The sequence below is a fragment of the Lentzea sp. NPDC004789 genome (assembly GCF_053601075.1).
This window is the reverse complement of the sequence record NZ_JBSGBE010000006.1, coordinates 229070-245735: the sequence shown is the minus strand read 5'-3', so window position 1 is coordinate 245735 and position 16666 is coordinate 229070. Positions and strand designations below refer to the sequence as shown.

Here is a 16666-nt window from a genome sequence, read left to right as displayed (position 1 = left end):
CTTCGCTCGTTCTAGTCAATGCCGCGGACGATGTGGTCTTCGTTCTCGGGTGGCCATATTTCGTTGTTCTCCATACCTTTCAAGGTAGGAATGGTGATTCAGCTCTCACTTGAGGCCTGGTCGTCGAGGAGGGCGACGGCCCGCGTCCAGCCGGCTCCCGCGCCCTTGATCTTGACGGGGAACGCGACGACGGTGAACCCGAAGTCCGGCAACGCCTCCAGGTTGCTCAGGCGCTCGATCTGGCAGTACTCGCGGTCGCGGCCGGCGAAGTGCGCGGGCCACAGCACGCTCTGGTCCTCGGTCGCCAGATAGCGCTTGACGATGTCCGGGAACGGCGCGTCGAGGCTGAACGCGTCGGTGGCGATCACCTTGACCCCCAGGTCCAGCAACAGGTTCGTGGCGGGGCCGTCGAGCCCGGTGTAGTCGGTGAAGTAGGTCTGGGTGCCCGCGTGCTGCGCGGCGCCGGTGTCGAGGATGACGATGTCCATCGGCTTCGGCGTGTACCCGATGCGGGCGAACTCCTTTTCGAGGACCTCCGGGCCGATGACGCCGGTGCCGTGCCCGCGGACGTCGAGCTTCACGCCGGGGTTGTGGAACCACTCCAGCGGCATCTCGTCGATGTGGCGCGGGATTCCGTTGCCGTACGTCGTCTTCGAGCCGTAGTGCGACGGCGCGTCGACGTGCGTGCCGGTGTGGGAGGTGAGGCTGATCCGGTCCAGCGTCAGGAACTCCGAGTCCCGCAGCACGGACACGTCGAACTCGATGCCCAGCCGCTGCTTGAGCTGCTCGGCCATGTGTTCGGCACCCTGGGCGGCCGTGAGCACCTCGTGCGTCACCGGGTCCGCTTCGTACGCGGATGCGTCAATGTGGGAAGACAGATCGATGATGCGCATGGTTGCGAGCTTGGCGGGCGTTCCTTGAGCACGTCTCAAGACGCGGTGTGCATGGTTTCCCCAGCTGACACCGCTTCTGGAGGGGCCATGATCACCTTCGTCAACCGCTTCACGCTCACCGGTGACCCCGAGGAGTTCGAGAAGGCCTTCGACGAGACGGCGGCGTTCCTGCGCGAGCAGCCCGGCCTGATCGAGTACACGCTCTCACGTCAGCTGGACGACCCGGCCTCGTACGTGAACATCGCGTTGTGGGAGAGCGCGGACGCGTTGCGCGGCGCTCTCGCGCACCCGGACTTCGGCGCCCACGCCAAGGCGATGCGCGGCCTGGCCGAGTCGCACGGCGCGATCTTCAGCCCTCGCCTTTCGTTCGAAGCCTGATGGCTCCGCTGGAGGGTTTGAAGGTCGTCGAGTTCGGCGGCATCGGCCCCGGTCCGCACGGCGCGATGCTGCTCGCGGACCTCGGCGCGGAGGTCGTGCGCGTCGAGCGCCCGTCCGGCGGCCTGTCCGTGGTGCCGGATGCCTCCCGCGACTTCCTGTTGCGCGGCAGGCGTTCGGTGTCGGCGGACCTGAAGTCCGCTGCCGGGCGTGCTTCGGTGCTGTCGCTGATCTCGGCCGCCGACGTGGTGATCGAGGGCTTCCGCCCTGGTGTGCTGGAACGGCTGGGCCTCGGGCCGTCCGACTGCCTGGCGGTCAACCCCGGCCTGGTCTACGCGCGGATGACGGGGTGGGGCCAGACCGGTCCACTCGCCGACCGGGCCGGGCACGACATCAACTACCTGTCGCTGACCGGCGTGCTGCACGCGATCGGCAAGCCACCGCTGAACCTGGTCGGCGACTTCGGCGGTGGTTCGCTGTACCTGGTGCTGGGCGTGCTGGCCGCGTTGTGGGAACGCGGGCGCACCGGACGCGGACAGGTGGTCGACGCCGCGATCGTCGACGGTGTGGCGTCACTGGCGCAGATGATCTGGTCGATGAAGGCGCAGTCGGTGTGGGAGGACGCACCGGACTCGAACCTGCTGGACGGTGGATGCCCGTTCTACGCGCTCTACGAGTGCGCTGACGGCCGTTCCGTTGCGGTGGGCTCGTTGGAGCCGCAGTTCTACGCATTGTTGCTGTCCGGTTTGGGGTTGTCGCCGGACGAACTTCCGTCTCAAATGGACCGTGACGGCTGGCCGCTGGTGCGCAAGACGCTCGCCGAGGCGTTCCTGACCAGGACCCGCGACGAGTGGGCCGAGGTGTTCGCGTCGTCCGACGCCTGCGTGACCCCCGTGCTGACCTTGGCGGAAGCGGCCTCGCACCCGCATCTCGTCGCGCGCGGGGTGTTCACCCAGGAAGGCGCCGCCACCCCCGCACCGCGCTTTTCCGTTGAGTAGATTGCTTTTCGTGGAACTGCGAATCTTCACCGAGCCCCAGCAGGGGGCGAGCTACGACGACCTGCTCCGGGTGGCCAGGACGGCGGAGGCCGCCGGCTACGGCGCCTTCTTCCGCTCCGACCACTACCTCAAGATGGGTTCGGTCGACGGTCTGCCCGGCCCGACGGACCCGTGGATCACCTTCGCCGGCCTGGCCCGCGACACCAGCACGATCCGCCTCGGCACGCTGATGACCGCCGCGACGTTCCGCTACCCGGGACCGCTCGCCATCAGCGTCGCCCAGGTCGACCAGATGTCCGGCGGCCGGGTGGAGTTCGGCATCGGCGCGGGTTGGTACGAGGCCGAGCACACCGCGTACGGCATCGAGTTCCCGCCGCTCAGCGTCCGCTTCGAGCGGTACGAGGAGCAGCTCGCCGTCATCACCGGTCTCTGGGAGACACCGCTCGGCGGCACGTTCTCGTTCGAGGGCAAGCACTACACGCTGACCGACTCGCCGGCCCTGCCGAAGCCTGCCCAGGACCGCATCCCGGTGCTGATCGGCGGCATGGGCGCACGCCGGACACCGGCACTGGCCGCGTCCTACGCCACCGAGTTCAACCTGCCGTTCGTCAGCCTCGACGCCGCAGTCGAGCAGTACGCCCGCGTCGACGCCGCGTGCACCGAGATCGGCCGCGACCCGCGCGAGATCACCCGCTCGGTCGCGCTGGTCGCGTGCGTGGGCCGCACCGACGCCGACGTCGCCCGCCGCGCCGCCGCGATCGGCCGCGAGGTCGGTGAGCTGAAGCAGAACGGCCTCTGCGGCACCCCGGCCGAGGTCGTCGACCGCATCGGCCAGTGGCGCGAGGCGACCGGCGTCCAGCGCGTGTACCTGCAGATGCTGGACCTGTCCGACCTCGACCACCTCACCGAGATCGCCGCGGACGTCGCCCCGCAACTGGGCTGATATATCGCGTATCGGATATCAGGCGAACGCTTCGCGAAGCACCGCCGACACCGCACTTCAGCTGAGTGATATATCGGATATCAGGCGTCGTGCGGTTCGCGAAGCGTTGCCTGCGCCGCAACCTGGCGGGCTGATATATCGGATATCAGCCGAGTGCTTGGGGGCCGGCCGTCGGTATCGGCGTCGCGTGGTGCGCGAGGCGTCGTCGGCGTTGCGGCCCGGCTGGGTTGATATATCGGATATCAGTCGAATGCTTGGGGGCCGGCCGTCGGTATCGGCGTCGCGTGGTTCGCGCAGCGTCGCCGATGTCGTGGCTCAGCCGGGTGGTATATCGGATATCAGGTGAGCGCTTGGTGGACAGCCACCGTATCGGCATCGCGTGGTGCGCGAGGCGTCGTAGGCGTTGCGGCCCGGCTGAGTGACATCGGGTGTCGGGTGGGCGCTTGGCCGCGGCCGTTGGCATCGCGATTCGCGAGGCGTCGTCGGCGTTGCGGCCGGGCTGGGTTGATATATCGGATATCAGATGAGCGCTCGGCGGACGGCCGCCGGCATCGGCATCGCGTAGTTCGCGAAGCGCCGCCGATATCCGATGTATCGCAGCTGCAGTCCCGGGTCGTCGAGATACCGGCGCTCCAGCCCGTCCTCGCCGAGCACCAGCTTCAACCCGCGCCCGAGCATCGACGGCGAGTCGAGTGCGAACCGGTCGCGCAGCACGTCGGCCGCCGCGTGGTCACCGAACTCCAGCGCCGCCCGTCGCACGGACTCGACCGGCACCATCAGTTCCGGCTCGTCGGCGCGGACACCGTCGCGATGCGCGATCCCCAGCGCACTGAGCGCTTTCTGGTGCGCGCCACCGTCGAGCCCGAGGTGGTACTGCTCCCAGTCGCCGACCCGGATCTCACCGGCCTGGATCTCGCTGGCCCACGTGCGCACGGGCGCGGCCACCGCCACCGGCCCGGACGCGGAAGCGGTTCGTGTCAGTCCTGATGTCGCGAGCGCCGTGAAACCGGCAGCCGTGAACAACTGGCGTCGAGAAAGTCTCACGACGCACCCTCCTCCGAAAGCCCGCGATCCCCGCGCGGGGCTACGGAATGCTAGCGAAGGTGATTCCCGGTGCGATGGGGCCAGTGCGGGCCAAAGTGCGGTCCGTCAGGGGGAGTGTTCCGTCCAGGGCCGCGAGCACGGAGTCACGGGCCATCGGCAGCACCTCGGCCACCGTGACGTCCCGGCCGAGCTCGTGCGAGAGCGAGGCGACGCCCGCGTCCTTGATACCGCACGGGATGATGTCGCCGAACGCGTCGAGGCTCGCGTTGCAGTTGATCTCGAAGCCGTGCATGGTGACGCCGCGCTGCACGCGGATGCCGATCGCGGCGACCTTGCGCTCGGGACCGCGGTCGTCGGCGGGCAGCCACACGCCGCTGCGGCCCTCGACCCGGCCGGTGTGCACGCCGAGCCGGTCGCACACGTCGATCAGGCCCTGCTCGATGCGCCGCACGTAGTCCACGACGTCCATCGGCTCGGTCAGCCGCACGATCGGGTAGCCGACCAGCTGGCCGGGGCCGTGCCAGGTGATCTTGCCGCCGCGGTCGACGTCGATGACCGGGGTGTCACCGCCGCGCGGGCGTTCCTCGTCGAGGGTGCGCCGGCCGCACGTGTAGACGGGCGGGTGTTCGAGCAACAGCAGCGTGTCCGGGCCGGTGCCGCTGGCGCGCTCTTCCGCGATCTCCTTCTGGAGGTCCCACGCCGCCATGTAGTCGATGAGCCCCAGCTCACGGACGACGACGGGGTCTGACGAGGTGCGGCACGAGTTCACGACCCGACGTTACCAACCCCAGAGCCAGTGCGGCCAAGAGCCCGACGCCCGTCACGCCCAGCACCGCGCCGATGACGTCGGTGACCCAGTGCATCTCCAGGACGACCCTGGCGAACCCGCACACGAGCACCGCGAGCGCCGCCCACAGCACGCCGCGTCTCAGCAGCACCACCAGCGTGAAGCCGACCGACGCGACCGCCACCGTGTGCCCGCTCGGATAACTCGGCAGATGGTGTTCCACCGGCCGCACTCGGTCGAACAACCAGCGCGTCAGCACTGTCGCGCAACACAGCGCATGCAACACCAACGCCTTCCACAACCGCACGTCACGCCGTCGCCACGCCAGCGCGAACAGCACCGCCGCGAACGCCCACCCGAGCGTCGGCCCGAGCACCAGGCTCACCACGAACGCCGCCTCCCGCAGCCACTCCGGCCGCGGCAGCTCGTGCTGCACCCACACGTCGAGACCGGTGACCTCGGGCATTCCCAGCAACACCCATGAGATCACCAACACGGCCGCGACAGCACGAGTCATGCGACCGCCGCGTTCAACGCCGCGGGCAGCGCCGGATGCATGAAGTGGAAGCCGTGGCTCTCCAGCACCTTCGGCGTCAGGCCCGGACCGCTCAGCAGCAGCTCCTCGGCCATCTCGCCGCCGAGCAACGCCTTCAACACGAACGCCGGCACCACCCACGGCGTCGGCCGGTTCAGCGCGGTCCCGACCGCCTTGGTGAACTCGGCGTTCGTCACCGGCGTCGGCCCGGCGACGTTCACCGGTCCGTTGATGTCGTCGTGCTCGACGACGAACCGATACGCCGACACGACGTCGTCGAGTGACACCCACGGGAAGAACTGCTCGCCGGTGCCGAGCTTGCCGCCGAGGAAGAACTGGAAGACCGGCTTCAACCGGCCGAGCACACCACCCGAAGGCGAGATGACGACGGCGGTGCGCATCAGCACCACGCGCACGCCGGCCTTCTGCGCCACGGACGTCGCCGCCTCCCACTCCTGGGTCAGCCGCGACATGAACGTGTGCCCGCCCGGCGCGTCCTCGTCCGCGAGCCGCGTCCCGGTGTCGCCGTAGAAGTGGGCGCCCGACGAGTTCACCAGCACCGGCACGCCGTGCTCGACGACCGCGGCCGACAGCACCTCGGCCGGCACGATCCGGCTGTCGTGCAGCACCTGCTTGCGCGCGTCGTCCCACCGCTTGTCGGCGATGCCCGCGCCGCACAGGTTGATGACCGCGTCGACGCCGTCGAACGTCCCGTCGTCGACGCGCCCGGCGTACGGGTCCCACCCGCGCTCGTCCGGAGCGGCGGCTTTGCGGCGCACCAGCCGCAGCACCTCGTGACCGGCAGCGCGCATCGACGCCACCAGACTCGTTCCGATCAGGCCCGACGATCCGGCGATGACAACTCGCATGCCTGAATCGTTCCGCACTCAACCATCTCGTGCACAGCCGCACATCGTCCACGGGACACCGGATGTGCTGAAGGCCACCCCGGCGAACCGGGATGGCCTTCAGGCGAAATCCAATATATCGGATATTACCGCAGCTCAGAGGCCGAGGTCGGCCTCGAACGCGCCCTCCTCCAGACGGTTCTTGACCGTCGTGAGGAAGCGGCCCGCGTCGGCACCGTCGACCAGGCGGTGGTCGTAGGTGAGCGCGAGGTACATCATCGAGCGGATCGCGATGGTGTCGTCGCCGTTCTCGTCGGTGATGACGACCGGACGCTTCTTGACGACGCCGACGCCCAGGATGCCGACCTGCGGCTGCTGGATGATCGGGGTGTCGAAGAGCGCGCCGTTGCTGCCCAGGTTGGTCAGCGAGAACGTGCCACCGGTGAGCTCGTCCGGCGTGAGCTTGTTCGAACGGGCGCGCGCGGCCAGGTCACCGATCTTGTGGGCGATGCCCGACAGGTTCAGGTCACCGGCGTTGTGGATCACGGCGTTGAGCAGGCCGCGCTCCGTGTCGATCGCCAGGCCGAGGTGCTCGGCACCGTGGTAGGTGACCTCCTTGCGCTCTTCGTCGATCGACGCGTTGAGCACCGGGTGGGCCTTGAGGGCCTCGATGGCGGCCTTGGCGAAGAACGGCAGGAACGTGAGCTTCGCGCCCTCACGCGCCTCGAACGCCTTCTTCGCCTGGTTGCGCAGCCGGGCGATCTTGGTCACGTCGACCTCGAACACCTGGGTGAGCTGGGCCGACATCTGCAGCGACTCACGCGTGCGCTGCGCGACGATCTGGCGCAGGCGCGGGAGCTTCTGCACGGTGCCGCGCTTGCCCGAGCTGTCGACCGCGGGGGCGGTCGCGGTGCGGGCGGCGGGAGCGGCCGGAGCAGCAGCGGCGGCGGGCGCGGGAGCCGGGGCCTTCTTGGCCTCGACCGCGGCCAGCACGTCCTGCTTGCGGATGCGGCCGCCGACGCCGGTGCCCTTCAGCGAGCCCAGGTCGATGCCGTTCTCCGACGCGAGCTTGCGCACCAGCGGAGTGACGTACGGCGTGCCGTTCGCGTCGTCGGAAGAAGGCGCGGCGGGCGCGGCCTGCGGTGCCGGAGCGGCGGGGGCCGGAGCCGGTGCCGGAGCGGCCTGCGGAGCCGGGGCGGGCGCAGGTGCCGGAGCGGGGGCGGCCTGGGGAGCGGGCGCCGGGGCGGGGGCGGGCGCGGCGGCCGGAGCCGGGCTGCCCGAACCGATGACGGCGAGCTTGCCGCCGACCTCGACGGTCTCGTCCTCACCGGCGCTGATCTCGAGCAGCGTGCCCGCGACCGGCGACGGGATCTCGGTGTCGACCTTGTCGGTCGAGACCTCGAGCAGCGGCTCGTCGACCTCGACGCTGTCGCCGACCTGCTTCAGCCAGCGGGTGACGGTGCCCTCGGTGACGGACTCGCCGAGCGCGGGCATCGTGACGTCGGTGCCCTGGGCCGAACCACCGGACTGGGCCGGAGCCGGTGCCGGGGCGGCTTCCTGGACGGCCTCGGCCGGAGCGGCGGTCGGCTGCGTCTGCTGGGGCGCCTCCTGGGCGGGGGCCGGCGTGGACGCCGCGGCGGCGTCACCGTCACCGATGACGGCGAGCTCGCCGCCGACCTCGACGGTGTCGTCCTCCTGCGCGACGATCTTCTGCAGGACGCCCGCCGCGGGGGACGGGATCTCGGTGTCGACCTTGTCGGTGGACACCTCGAGCAACGGCTCGTCCACCTCCACCCGGTCGCCTTCCTGCTTCAACCACCGGGTGACCGTGCCCTCGGTGACGCTCTCACCGAGTGCGGGCATCTGGACGGAGAAGGCCATTGTTCGCTGACTCCTCGTGCTCTCGTGTGGCTGACTTGGATGGGGAACGGTCAGCCGTGCACGTGCAGCGGCTTGCCGGCCAGGGCGAGGAAGGCCTCGCCGAGGGCTTCAGTCTGGGTCGGGTGGGCGTGGATCAGGGGAGCCACGTCCTCCGGGTAAGCCTCCCAGCTGTAGATCAGCTGGGCCTCACCGATGAGCTCGCCGACGCGCTCGCCGACCATGGTGACGCCGACGACCGGGCCGTCGGGAGCCTTGATCAGCTTCACGCCACCGGCGGTCTTGAGGATCTGGCTCTTGCCGTTGCCCGCGAGGTCGTAGATGAACACCTCGGCGGAGCCGTACTTCTCCTTCGCGGCGGCCTCGGAGAGACCGACGGAGGCGACCTCGGGCTTGCAGTAGGTGACGCGCGGGATGCCCGCCTCGTCGATCACCTTCGGGTTCTGGCCGGCGATCTCCTCGGCCACGAAGATGCCCTGCTGGAAACCGCGGTGCGCGAGCTGCAGGCCCGGCACGATGTCGCCGACCGCGTAGACGTTCGGCAGGTTCGTGCGCAGGCGCTCGTCGGTGATGACGAACCCGCGGTCGATCGTGATGCCGGCCTCCTCGTAGCCGTGGCCCGCGCTGTTGGGGCCGCGGCCGACCGCGACGAGCAGCAGGTCGGCGTCGAGGACGTCGCCGTTCTCCAGCGTGACGGACACACCGGAGTCGGTCTGCGTGGCGCCGGTGAACTTCACCCCGGTCTTGAACTTGATGCCGCGCTTGCGGAAGGCGCGCTCCAGCTGCTTGGACGCGTACTCGTCCTCGGCCGGCACCAGGCGGGGCAGGGCCTCGACGATCGTCACGTCCGAGCCGAACGACTGCCACACGCTCGCGAACTCCACGCCGATGACGCCGCCGCCCAGCACGACGACCTTCTCCGGGATGAAGTCCAGGTTGAGCGCCTGGTCGCTGGTGATGACGCGGCCGCCGATCTCCAGACCGGGCAGGCTGCGGGCGTACGAGCCCGTCGCGAGCACCACGTTCTTGCCGACGTAGCGCTGGCCGTTCACGACGACGGTGTTCGGGCCGACGAACGTGCCCGCGCCCTCGACCAGGGTGACCTTGTTGGCCTTCGCGAGACCCTGCAGACCCTTGTAGAGCCGCGAGATCACGCCGTCCTTGTACGAGTTCACGCCGGCGATGTCGATGCCCTCGAGCGAGCTCTTCACGCCGAACTGGTCGCCTTCACGGGCGTTGTCCGCGACCTCTGCCGCGTGCAGCAGAGCCTTGGTCGGGATGCAGCCGCGGTGCAGGCACGTGCCACCCAGCTTGTCCTTCTCGACCAGGACGACGGACAGGCCGAGCTCAGCCGCGCGGAACGCGCAGGCGTAGCCCCCCGAACCACCGCCGAGGATCACGAGGTCGGCGTTGGTGGCCGAATCCAGTTCCGGCGAAGTCACTTCGGATCTCCTCGGGATTACTTACTACGCGCGGGTGCGCGCGAGGTACGCGGCCATCTTGTCACTAGTTGCCAGAGCATGGTGATCCGGCATAGGACACCACGCCCTGTTCTGATCATTCACCTACTCATGACACCCGCACCTGGCACCATGGTGGAGGGAAGCCGTGGAGGTGCTCGATGGGGCTGTTCGATCGTTTTCGCAGGAAGTCGCGTCCTGGCGTGCTCCGGACCGCCTCCAATCAGGACACGAGCCACCTGGAGCAGTGGGCCGCGAGCCGGCACGGCGTCGAGGCCTATGTGGAGCCCAGGACCACGGTGACCGAAACCACTGTGGTGCTGGTCGCTCACGACGGCGAGTGGACCCGCCGCCGCGTCGCCTCCCCGGACGCCGCGCGCTCGTTCGCCCGCAAACTGAGCATGCCGATCTACGACGCCGGCATCGTCGGCTACCCGAAGCGCATGCGCGACTACACCGCGCGCAAAAAGGCCGCGGGCGACCGCTAAACCTTCACCGAGGGCTCGTGGCGAACCGGGAAATTGACGCTCGCCGCGATGAAGCACATCGAGTGCGCCTTCTCGTGCAACGCCTGCGCCGTGTCCAGAGTCCCCGGATCGGCGACCGTCACGACGGGGTTGAGCACCACCTCCGTGAACCGCCCGGACCCGTCCGGGTGCTCGGCCATCGTCCCGGTCGCGTGATCGCGGTAGTCGGTGACGACCACCCCGTTGACCGAGGCCAGGTGCAGGTACCAGAGCATGTGGCACTGCGACAGCGACGCGACGAGCAGCTCCTCGGGGTTGTACCGCGTCCGGTCGCCGCGGAACGACGGGTCGGACGACCCGAGGATCGTCTCCTTGCCCTCGGCCCGGACCTCGTGCGCTCGCTCGTAGGCCTTATACCCGGACGTCCCGCTCCCGGCGTTCCCGGTCCAGACGACGTCGACCTCGTACTGATGCGTCCCCATGTGGAAATACTCCTCTTGCCGGAACCGCCGTCCTAGTCCCGCGAGTCACGCGCCTGCGCGATCGACAGCGACACCTGCTCCCGCTCGTGGTCGACGTGTACCACCAGAGCCCGCACCCGTTCGCCGACCGACAGCACCTCACTCGGATGCCCCACCGGCGGCCAGGCGACCTCCGGAATCCGGACCAGGCCGGACGGTCCCGGACCCGGCTCCCCGTCGAGGTGGACGAACGCCCCGAAGTTGCGGATCGAGCCGACGGTCACCTCCACGACCGCACCCTTGGTGAGGCTCGTGAGAAACCTGGTCACCACCGGCACCCGGCTCGCCAGCACCCGCCGCCGGACCAGGTCGACCTCGGCGATCTCGACCGTCATCTCGTCGCCTTCGCGCACCTCACCCCGCAACTGGGCGCGCGGCACCAGCGCCTCCGCGCCGTCGGCGACCCGCACGAACACCCCGAGCTTCTCGAAGACCTTCGTGACCGGCCCGCGCACCACCTCGCCGATCCGGCCGGCGAGCGGCACGAACGGGTCCGGCTGCAACGCCTTGAGCGACACGGACACCTGCCCGCGCTGCTCATCGACGTCGAGCACCTCACCGCGCACGCGGTCACCCACCGCGATCACTTCGTCGAACTCGCCGAAATGTCGCCGGCTGATCTCGGGAACTCGCACGAACCCGAGCGGATCCTCCGAATCCGGTTCCCCGTCGAGATGGACGAACACCCCGAAGTCGTGCACCGCCCGCACGGTCCCGCTCACCACAGAACCTTCGCGCAACCCCTTCAAAAATTCCCGAACAGCGTCCGTCACCCCGCCAGTAAACCGCGACAACCTCTCCACCAGCCATGACTCGCCGGGCCTAGAGGCGCACCGGACGACCTGCCGGAAATGGAAGGGGCGGAGTCCCCGAAAGGAACTCCGCCCGCGTCCAAGAAAGAAATCAGCCGTTGGCCGCGATGTCCGCAAGCACGGCCGCGATGGTGCGCACCGGAACACCGGTGCCGCCCTTCGGCGTGTACCCGTACGCGCCACCGGTGTGGTACGCCGGGCCGGCGATGTCGATGTGCGCCCACTGCACGCCCTCGGCCACGAACTCGCGCAGGAACAGCCCGGCCGCGAGCATGCCGCCCCACCGGTGCCCGGTCACGTTCGCCAGGTCGGCGAGCCGGGAGTCGAGGTCCGCGCGCAGCTCCTCGGGCAGCGGCATCGGCCACGCCGACTCGCCGACCGCGGTGCCGATGGCCGCCACGCGGTCGCGGAACTCGTCGGAGCCCATGACGCCCGAGGTGCGCTTGCCCAGGGCCACGACCTGCGCGCCGGTCAGCGTCGCGGTCTCGATCAGGTAGTCCGGGCCGTCCTCGCACGCGCGCACGATGGCGTCGGACAGGATCAGGCGGCCCTCGGCGTCGGTGTTGAGCACCTCGACGGTCTTGCCGCCGTACATGGTCAGCACGTCGCCGGGGCGGTAGGCGTCACCGGACGGCATGTTCTCCGCCATCGGGATCGACGCGATGATCTCCAGCGGGTACTTGAGCTTCGCGGCGAGCACCATGGTCGCGACGATCGCGGCGGCACCGGACATGTCGGAGGTCATCTCGTCCATGCCCGCGGCCGGCTTGATCGAGATGCCGCCGGTGTCGAACGTGATGCCCTTGCCGACGAGCGCGACCTTCTTGACCGCCTTGGCGCCCTTGTAGGAGATGCGCACGAGCCGCGGCTGGCGCGACGAACCGCCGCCGACGCCCAGGATGCCGCCGAAGCCCTGCTTCTTCAGCGCCTTCTCGTCGAGCACCTCGACGTCGAGACCGGCGGCGGTGGCGAGCTTGGCGGCGCGGTCGGCGAACGAGCCGGGGTAGAGGTCGTTCGGCGGCGTGTTGATGAAGTCGCGCGCGATGGCGACGGCCTCGGCGATCGCGACGGCGGCCTTCAGCGCGGCCTTGTTCTCCTTGGAACCGGCGGCGTGCAGGTCGACCTTCGCGACCGGGCCCTCGCCCTTCTCGGACTTGTACTCGGTGAACGTGTAGGCACCCAGCAGCGTGCCCTCGGCGGCGGCCGCGACGTGCAGCGAGGCCAGGGTGTTCACCGCGCGCTTCTTGCCGGCCAGCGCACGGGCGGCGACACCGGACGCGCGGCGCACCTGCTCCTCACCGGCGGCCTTGCCGAGCCCGACGGCCAGCACGAGCGGAGCGGCGATCTTGCCGAACGTCGGCACCTTCACCAGCTCGTCGGCCTTGCCGGTGGCGCGCAGGGTGCCGAGCACGTCGAGCAGCGCGCCGTCGAACGCGGCGCTGACAGCTTCGGCACCGGGGGCGAGCTCCAGACCGTCCGCACCCTGCAGGGTGCCCACGACGACTGCGTCCGCGGCGGTGGTGCTCAGGTCACCTTCGGTGAGGGCCAGCTTCGGGGCTGTCACGTGCTGCTCCAGGGTTGTGCGTGGTAGGGGTGCTCGGAATCGTGACCTATGCTAAAGGTCCATCTGTCCACCAATGCCGAGGCCCGCCACGTTCGGCGGCAATCAGTGACGTTGACAGTTGCGCACGGTGGCGATTCGCCCATTTCGCGCATCAGCCGACCGGGTGGTTACGGCCGGATGCCGCATCTGCGAATGTGTACCGGTGACCCACAAGCCACGCGAGATCGTTGTCACGGTCGCGCTCGGTCTGCCCGCGGTGCTCGGTGCGGGGGTCTTCGCCGGATTCGCTCCCGCCGCAGGTCTTGCGGGCTGGTGGCTGCTCCCGGCGCTGGCCATCTCCGCGGGCGCCGCCCTGTGCTCGGCCTTCTCGACCGCTGACCAGTCCCGCGCTTACCCGGACGTCGGTGGTGGTTACGGATACGTGCGCGCGCAGCTCGGCGTGTGGCCCGCACGGATGACAGCGAGCGTCCACCTGCTCGGCCGGTGCGCGATGGCGGCGGCGGTGGCGTTGATGTTCGGCGCGTACGTCGTGCCGGACCGGCCGGTGATCGGCGCGCTCGCTCTGCTGGCGGGCACGGCGCTGCTCGGCCTGGCCGGGTTCCGCTTCGACACGGGCGTCAGCGTCTTCGTGTCGCTCGTGGTCGTCGGCGCGCTCGCTCTCGTGGTCGCGTCGACCTTCTCGATCGCTCCGGTGGCGTCGGCGGGGGAGACGGGCACGGCCAACGAGCTCGTCGGTGTCGCGGGCCTGATGTTCATGGCGTTCACCGGGTTCGAACGCGTCACGGCGCCACACCGCGGTGAGGGCCCGCACTCGCCGGCTGTGCTGAGGATCGCAGTTCCAGTCCTCATCGGACTGTCCTTCGTGGTCTGTCTGGCCGTGGGCGCCGGTGTGCTCCGTCAGCTCGGCAGCGCGCGCCTCGCGTTGTCGCCGGCACCGTTGCGAGACGCGCTCATCGCGGCGGACGCCTCCGCATTGGTGCCGCTCGTGCAGATCGCGGCAGCGGTCGCCGGTGTGGCCGCACTGCACTTCGTGCTGCTGTCCGCTCACCGCACGCTGACGGGGCTCGCCGAGGACGGCGACCTGCCCACGCGCCTCAAGCCGAGCGTGCTCGTCCTGGCCGTGGTCGCGGGTTCCGCTCTCGCGATCGTCTTCATGCCGATGGCGACCGCACTGGGCGTGGCGGCGTGCGCGACGTTGTTCTACTACGCCTTCACGAACGCGTCGGCTCGGGTGTTGCTGCAGAACGACCGTACGTGGCCGATGCGCACGGCCTGCCTCGGTCTCGGGCTCTCGGTGCTGCTCGCGATGAGCACGCCGGTCCCCGCCCTGCTGATCTCGCTCGCGGGACTGGGTGCCGGCACGGGCGTCATCGGACTCACCGCGTCGCTGAGAGCGTCACTGAAAGGAAAACGAGCAGCGTCACGCCAACGCACACCGCAAGCCCGATGATGCGGCCGTTGGTGGCCTCGCTGTCCTTCGTGAACGCCCGGTAGACGAGCAGGAAGGTCACGGCGGCGACCACGGCGCTGACCACCCCGCCGACACCGCCGAGAACCCAGCCGTCCATGAGCGTCATCCCGGTGCCCAGAACGAGCAGCGCGGCCTGCAGCACGGTGCGGACGTCCGCACCCCTGGAAGATCGTTCCCCCTCGGTCATGGCCGGGACTTTATCGAGTCCGACTTAGTAGGACGTCCGAGCTTTGGGAAGACGATTTTCCCTATCCCGACCAGCGGGTTACCGTGCTCACATGACGAGCGAGTTGCCTTTCACCCGGACTCCCCACCCGCACCCGGCGACCCCGGAGCGCGTAGCGGAGGTACTTGCCAAGCCGGGCTTCGGGCAGCACTTCACCGACCACATGGTGACGATCCGCTGGAACCGCGAGAAGGGCTGGCACGACGCTCAAGTCGGACCCTACAGCTCCCTCTCACTCGACCCCGCGGCAATGGTGCTGCACTACGGCCAAGCGATCTTCGAAGGGCTCAAGGCCTACCGCCAGCCCGACGGGTCGATCGCGTCCTTCCGCCCTGAGGCCAACGCCGAACGCTTCCGCGCCTCGGCCCGCCGCATGGCGATGCCCGAACTTCCCGACGAGCTCTTCCTCGAGTCCGTCCGGCAGATCCTCGCGGTCGACAGCCGCTGGGTGCCGTCGGCGGAGGAGGAGTCCCTCTACCTGCGGCCGTTCATGATCTCCACGGAGAAGGGCCTCGGCGTGCGACCCGCGTCCGAGTACCTCTACGTGCTGATCGCCTCCCCCGCCGGTTCCTACTTCGCGGGCGGCGTCCGCCCGGTGAGCGTGTGGCTCTCGACCGAGTACGTGCGCGCGGCCCCCGGCGGTACCGGCGCGGCCAAGTTCGCCGGCAACTACGCCGCGTCCCTCGTGGCGCAGGCGCAGGCCGCCGAGAAGGGGTGCGACCAGGTCGTCTGGCTCGACGCGGTGGAACGCCGCTGGGTCGAGGAGATGGGCGGCATGAACCTGTTCTTCGTCTTCGGAGACAAGGTCGTCACCCCGGAGCTGACCGGCACGCTGCTGCCCGGCATCACCCGGAGCTCCTTGCTGCAGCTGGCCTCCGACCTCGGCCTGACCGTCGAGGAACGCCGGATCTCCACCGACGAGTGGGAGAAGGCCAACGCCTCCGGTGAGCTCACCGAGGTCTTCGCCTGCGGCACGGCCGCGGTCATCACGCCGGTCGGCCACGTCAAGCACGCCGGTGGCGAGTTCGACGTCGCCGACGGCGGCACCGGCTCGGTGACGATGAAGCTGCGCGAGCGCCTGACCGGCCTCCAGCACGGCCACGTCGCCGACACCCACGGCTGGATGACCAAGCTGGGTTAGGCGATCACCAGCACGGCCAGAAGCGCGATTTCGGCGGCAGCACCGAGCACATCACCGGTGACGCCGCCGAAACGCTTTCCGGTGTGCTGCACGAGCGACCACACCAGCGCGGCCGCGACGACGACGGCGACGACCGCCCGCCACCCGAGCGGAACCGCCGCCGCGGCCAGCACCACCCAGGTCCCGATGACCACCAACGGGTGCTGCGTACCGGCCACCAGCGCACCCAGTCCTTCAGGCCGCGCGGCGGACACACCTCGCGCACAACAGATCCCGAACGCCGCCCGGCTCGTCGCGAAGGCGAGCACGACGACACCCCAGTGAGCGTGGGGGAGTGCCGCGGCCTGCGCGCCGAGCACGACGATCAGCGTGACGACCCCGAACGGCCCGGCGCCGCCGTCCTTCATGACCTGAAGCGCGCGCTCCGGCGGTCCGTAGCAGCCGAGACCATCTGCGGTGTCCGCGAGACCGTCGAGGTGCATACCGCGCGTGGACAACGCGACGACGCCGACGGCCAAGAACCCGGCCACGAGCGCCGATATATTGGATATTGCGAGCAGTTCGAGCACGCCGACGACGAACGCGCCGAGCAGAACGCCGACGACCGGCGTGCACGCAATGGCCCGTCCCGCCGCCTTGCGATCAACGTCGTCGACGCGCAGCGGCAGGACGGTCAGCCACGACAGTGCCAGTTTCACTTGGG

The 16666-nt window shown here is 69.5% G+C and carries 18 protein-coding genes; 6 read left to right on the top strand and 12 right to left on the bottom strand.

All coding sequences use genetic code 11. The features are described 5' to 3' along the window. Positions 1-98: 98 nt before the first annotated feature. Positions 99-893 (bottom strand): cyclase family protein, encoded by a 795-nt coding sequence (locus ACWEIJ_RS16365; protein ID WP_449837982.1) that lies wholly within the window; start codon positions 891-893, stop codon positions 99-101. Positions 894-980: 87 nt separating this feature from the next. Here ACWEIJ_RS16365 and ACWEIJ_RS16360 point away from each other — a divergent pair, with 87 nt between their 5' ends. The 3 genes from ACWEIJ_RS16360 to ACWEIJ_RS16350 are packed head-to-tail and all read left to right on the top strand — an operon-like array spanning position 981 to position 3209. After that, positions 981-1271, top strand: coding sequence for an antibiotic biosynthesis monooxygenase family protein (locus ACWEIJ_RS16360; protein WP_449837981.1), 291 nt, complete (start codon positions 981-983; stop codon positions 1269-1271). Then, the gene (locus ACWEIJ_RS16355) at positions 1268-2266 is read left to right on the top strand and encodes a CaiB/BaiF CoA transferase family protein (protein WP_449838199.1); all 999 of its coding nucleotides are present in this window, start codon (positions 1268-1270) and stop codon (positions 2264-2266) included. Before ACWEIJ_RS16360 ends, ACWEIJ_RS16355 begins: the two co-directional genes overlap by 4 nt. A gap of 10 nt (positions 2267-2276) precedes the next feature. Then, a complete protein-coding gene (locus ACWEIJ_RS16350) occupies positions 2277-3209 on the top strand; it encodes an LLM class F420-dependent oxidoreductase (protein ID WP_449837980.1) in 933 nt (310 codons plus the stop codon). Positions 3210-3728: 519 nt separating this feature from the next. On the opposite strand, the gene ACWEIJ_RS16345 is transcribed toward ACWEIJ_RS16350, so the two are convergent. The 6 genes from ACWEIJ_RS16345 to lpdA form a co-directional block, all read right to left on the bottom strand. Beyond that, positions 3729-4253, bottom strand: a complete 525-nt coding sequence (locus ACWEIJ_RS16345; RefSeq protein WP_449837979.1) for a hypothetical protein — start codon at positions 4251-4253, stop codon at positions 3729-3731. A 40-nt stretch (positions 4254-4293) separates the two neighbouring features. After that, complete coding sequence (lipB, locus tag ACWEIJ_RS16340; protein ID WP_449837978.1) at positions 4294-5022, bottom strand: lipoyl(octanoyl) transferase LipB; 729 nt, start codon at positions 5020-5022, stop codon at positions 4294-4296. Next, entirely contained in the window at positions 4979-5557 is a 579-nt protein-coding gene (locus ACWEIJ_RS16335; protein WP_449837977.1) for a phosphatase PAP2 family protein, read from the bottom strand. Before ACWEIJ_RS16335 ends, lipB begins: the two co-directional genes overlap by 44 nt. Further along, on the bottom strand, positions 5554-6444 hold the full coding sequence (locus tag ACWEIJ_RS16330; protein ID WP_449837976.1) for a TIGR01777 family oxidoreductase: 891 nt from the start codon (positions 6442-6444) through the stop codon (positions 5554-5556). The genes ACWEIJ_RS16335 and ACWEIJ_RS16330 overlap by 4 nt, the downstream gene beginning before the upstream one ends. 135 nt (positions 6445-6579) lie before the next feature. After that, positions 6580-8304, bottom strand: a complete 1725-nt coding sequence (gene sucB, locus ACWEIJ_RS16325; protein WP_449837975.1) for a 2-oxoglutarate dehydrogenase, E2 component, dihydrolipoamide succinyltransferase — start codon at positions 8302-8304, stop codon at positions 6580-6582. A 50-nt stretch (positions 8305-8354) separates the two neighbouring features. Then, positions 8355-9743 carry a dihydrolipoyl dehydrogenase gene (gene lpdA / locus ACWEIJ_RS16320; protein ID WP_449837974.1) on the bottom strand — a complete coding sequence of 463 codons (1389 nt, stop codon included), beginning with the start codon at positions 9741-9743 and terminating at the stop codon, positions 8355-8357. A gap of 179 nt (positions 9744-9922) precedes the next feature. On the opposite strand from lpdA, the gene ACWEIJ_RS16315 reads away from it, so the two are divergent. Further along, positions 9923-10249: an oxidoreductase gene (locus ACWEIJ_RS16315; protein WP_449837973.1), complete on the top strand. Its 327-nt coding sequence runs from the start codon at positions 9923-9925 to the stop codon at positions 10247-10249. Here ACWEIJ_RS16315 and ACWEIJ_RS16310 read toward each other — a convergent pair. From ACWEIJ_RS16310 to ACWEIJ_RS16300, 3 genes are all read right to left on the bottom strand, one after another. Then, positions 10246-10710 (bottom strand): OsmC family protein, encoded by a 465-nt coding sequence (locus tag ACWEIJ_RS16310; protein ID WP_449837972.1) that lies wholly within the window; start codon positions 10708-10710, stop codon positions 10246-10248. The genes ACWEIJ_RS16315 and ACWEIJ_RS16310 overlap by 4 nt on opposite strands. A 32-nt stretch (positions 10711-10742) precedes the next feature. Then, a complete protein-coding gene (locus ACWEIJ_RS16305) occupies positions 10743-11474 on the bottom strand; it encodes a S1 RNA-binding domain-containing protein (RefSeq protein WP_449837971.1) in 732 nt (243 codons plus the stop codon). 178 nt (positions 11475-11652) lie between these two features. Then, on the bottom strand, positions 11653-13125 hold the full coding sequence (locus ACWEIJ_RS16300) for a leucyl aminopeptidase (protein ID WP_449837970.1): 1473 nt from the start codon (positions 13123-13125) through the stop codon (positions 11653-11655). A 202-nt stretch (positions 13126-13327) separates the two neighbouring features. On the opposite strand from ACWEIJ_RS16300, the gene ACWEIJ_RS16295 reads away from it, so the two are divergent. Next, complete coding sequence (locus ACWEIJ_RS16295; protein ID WP_449837969.1) at positions 13328-14575, top strand: amino acid permease; 1248 nt, start codon at positions 13328-13330, stop codon at positions 14573-14575. Here the strand turns inward: ACWEIJ_RS16295 and ACWEIJ_RS16290 are convergent. Continuing rightward, complete coding sequence (locus ACWEIJ_RS16290; protein ID WP_449837968.1) at positions 14502-14783, bottom strand: hypothetical protein; 282 nt, start codon at positions 14781-14783, stop codon at positions 14502-14504. The genes ACWEIJ_RS16295 and ACWEIJ_RS16290 overlap by 74 nt on opposite strands. Positions 14784-14874: 91 nt before the next feature. Here ACWEIJ_RS16290 and ACWEIJ_RS16285 point away from each other — a divergent pair, with 91 nt between their 5' ends. Beyond that, positions 14875-15963 (top strand): branched-chain amino acid aminotransferase, encoded by a 1089-nt coding sequence (locus ACWEIJ_RS16285; RefSeq protein ID WP_355443890.1) that lies wholly within the window; start codon positions 14875-14877, stop codon positions 15961-15963. Here the strand turns inward: ACWEIJ_RS16285 and cobS are convergent. After that, complete coding sequence (cobS, locus tag ACWEIJ_RS16280; RefSeq protein WP_449837967.1) at positions 15960-16661, bottom strand: adenosylcobinamide-GDP ribazoletransferase; 702 nt, start codon at positions 16659-16661, stop codon at positions 15960-15962. The genes ACWEIJ_RS16285 and cobS overlap by 4 nt on opposite strands. Between the last annotated feature and the right edge of the window lie 5 nt (positions 16662-16666).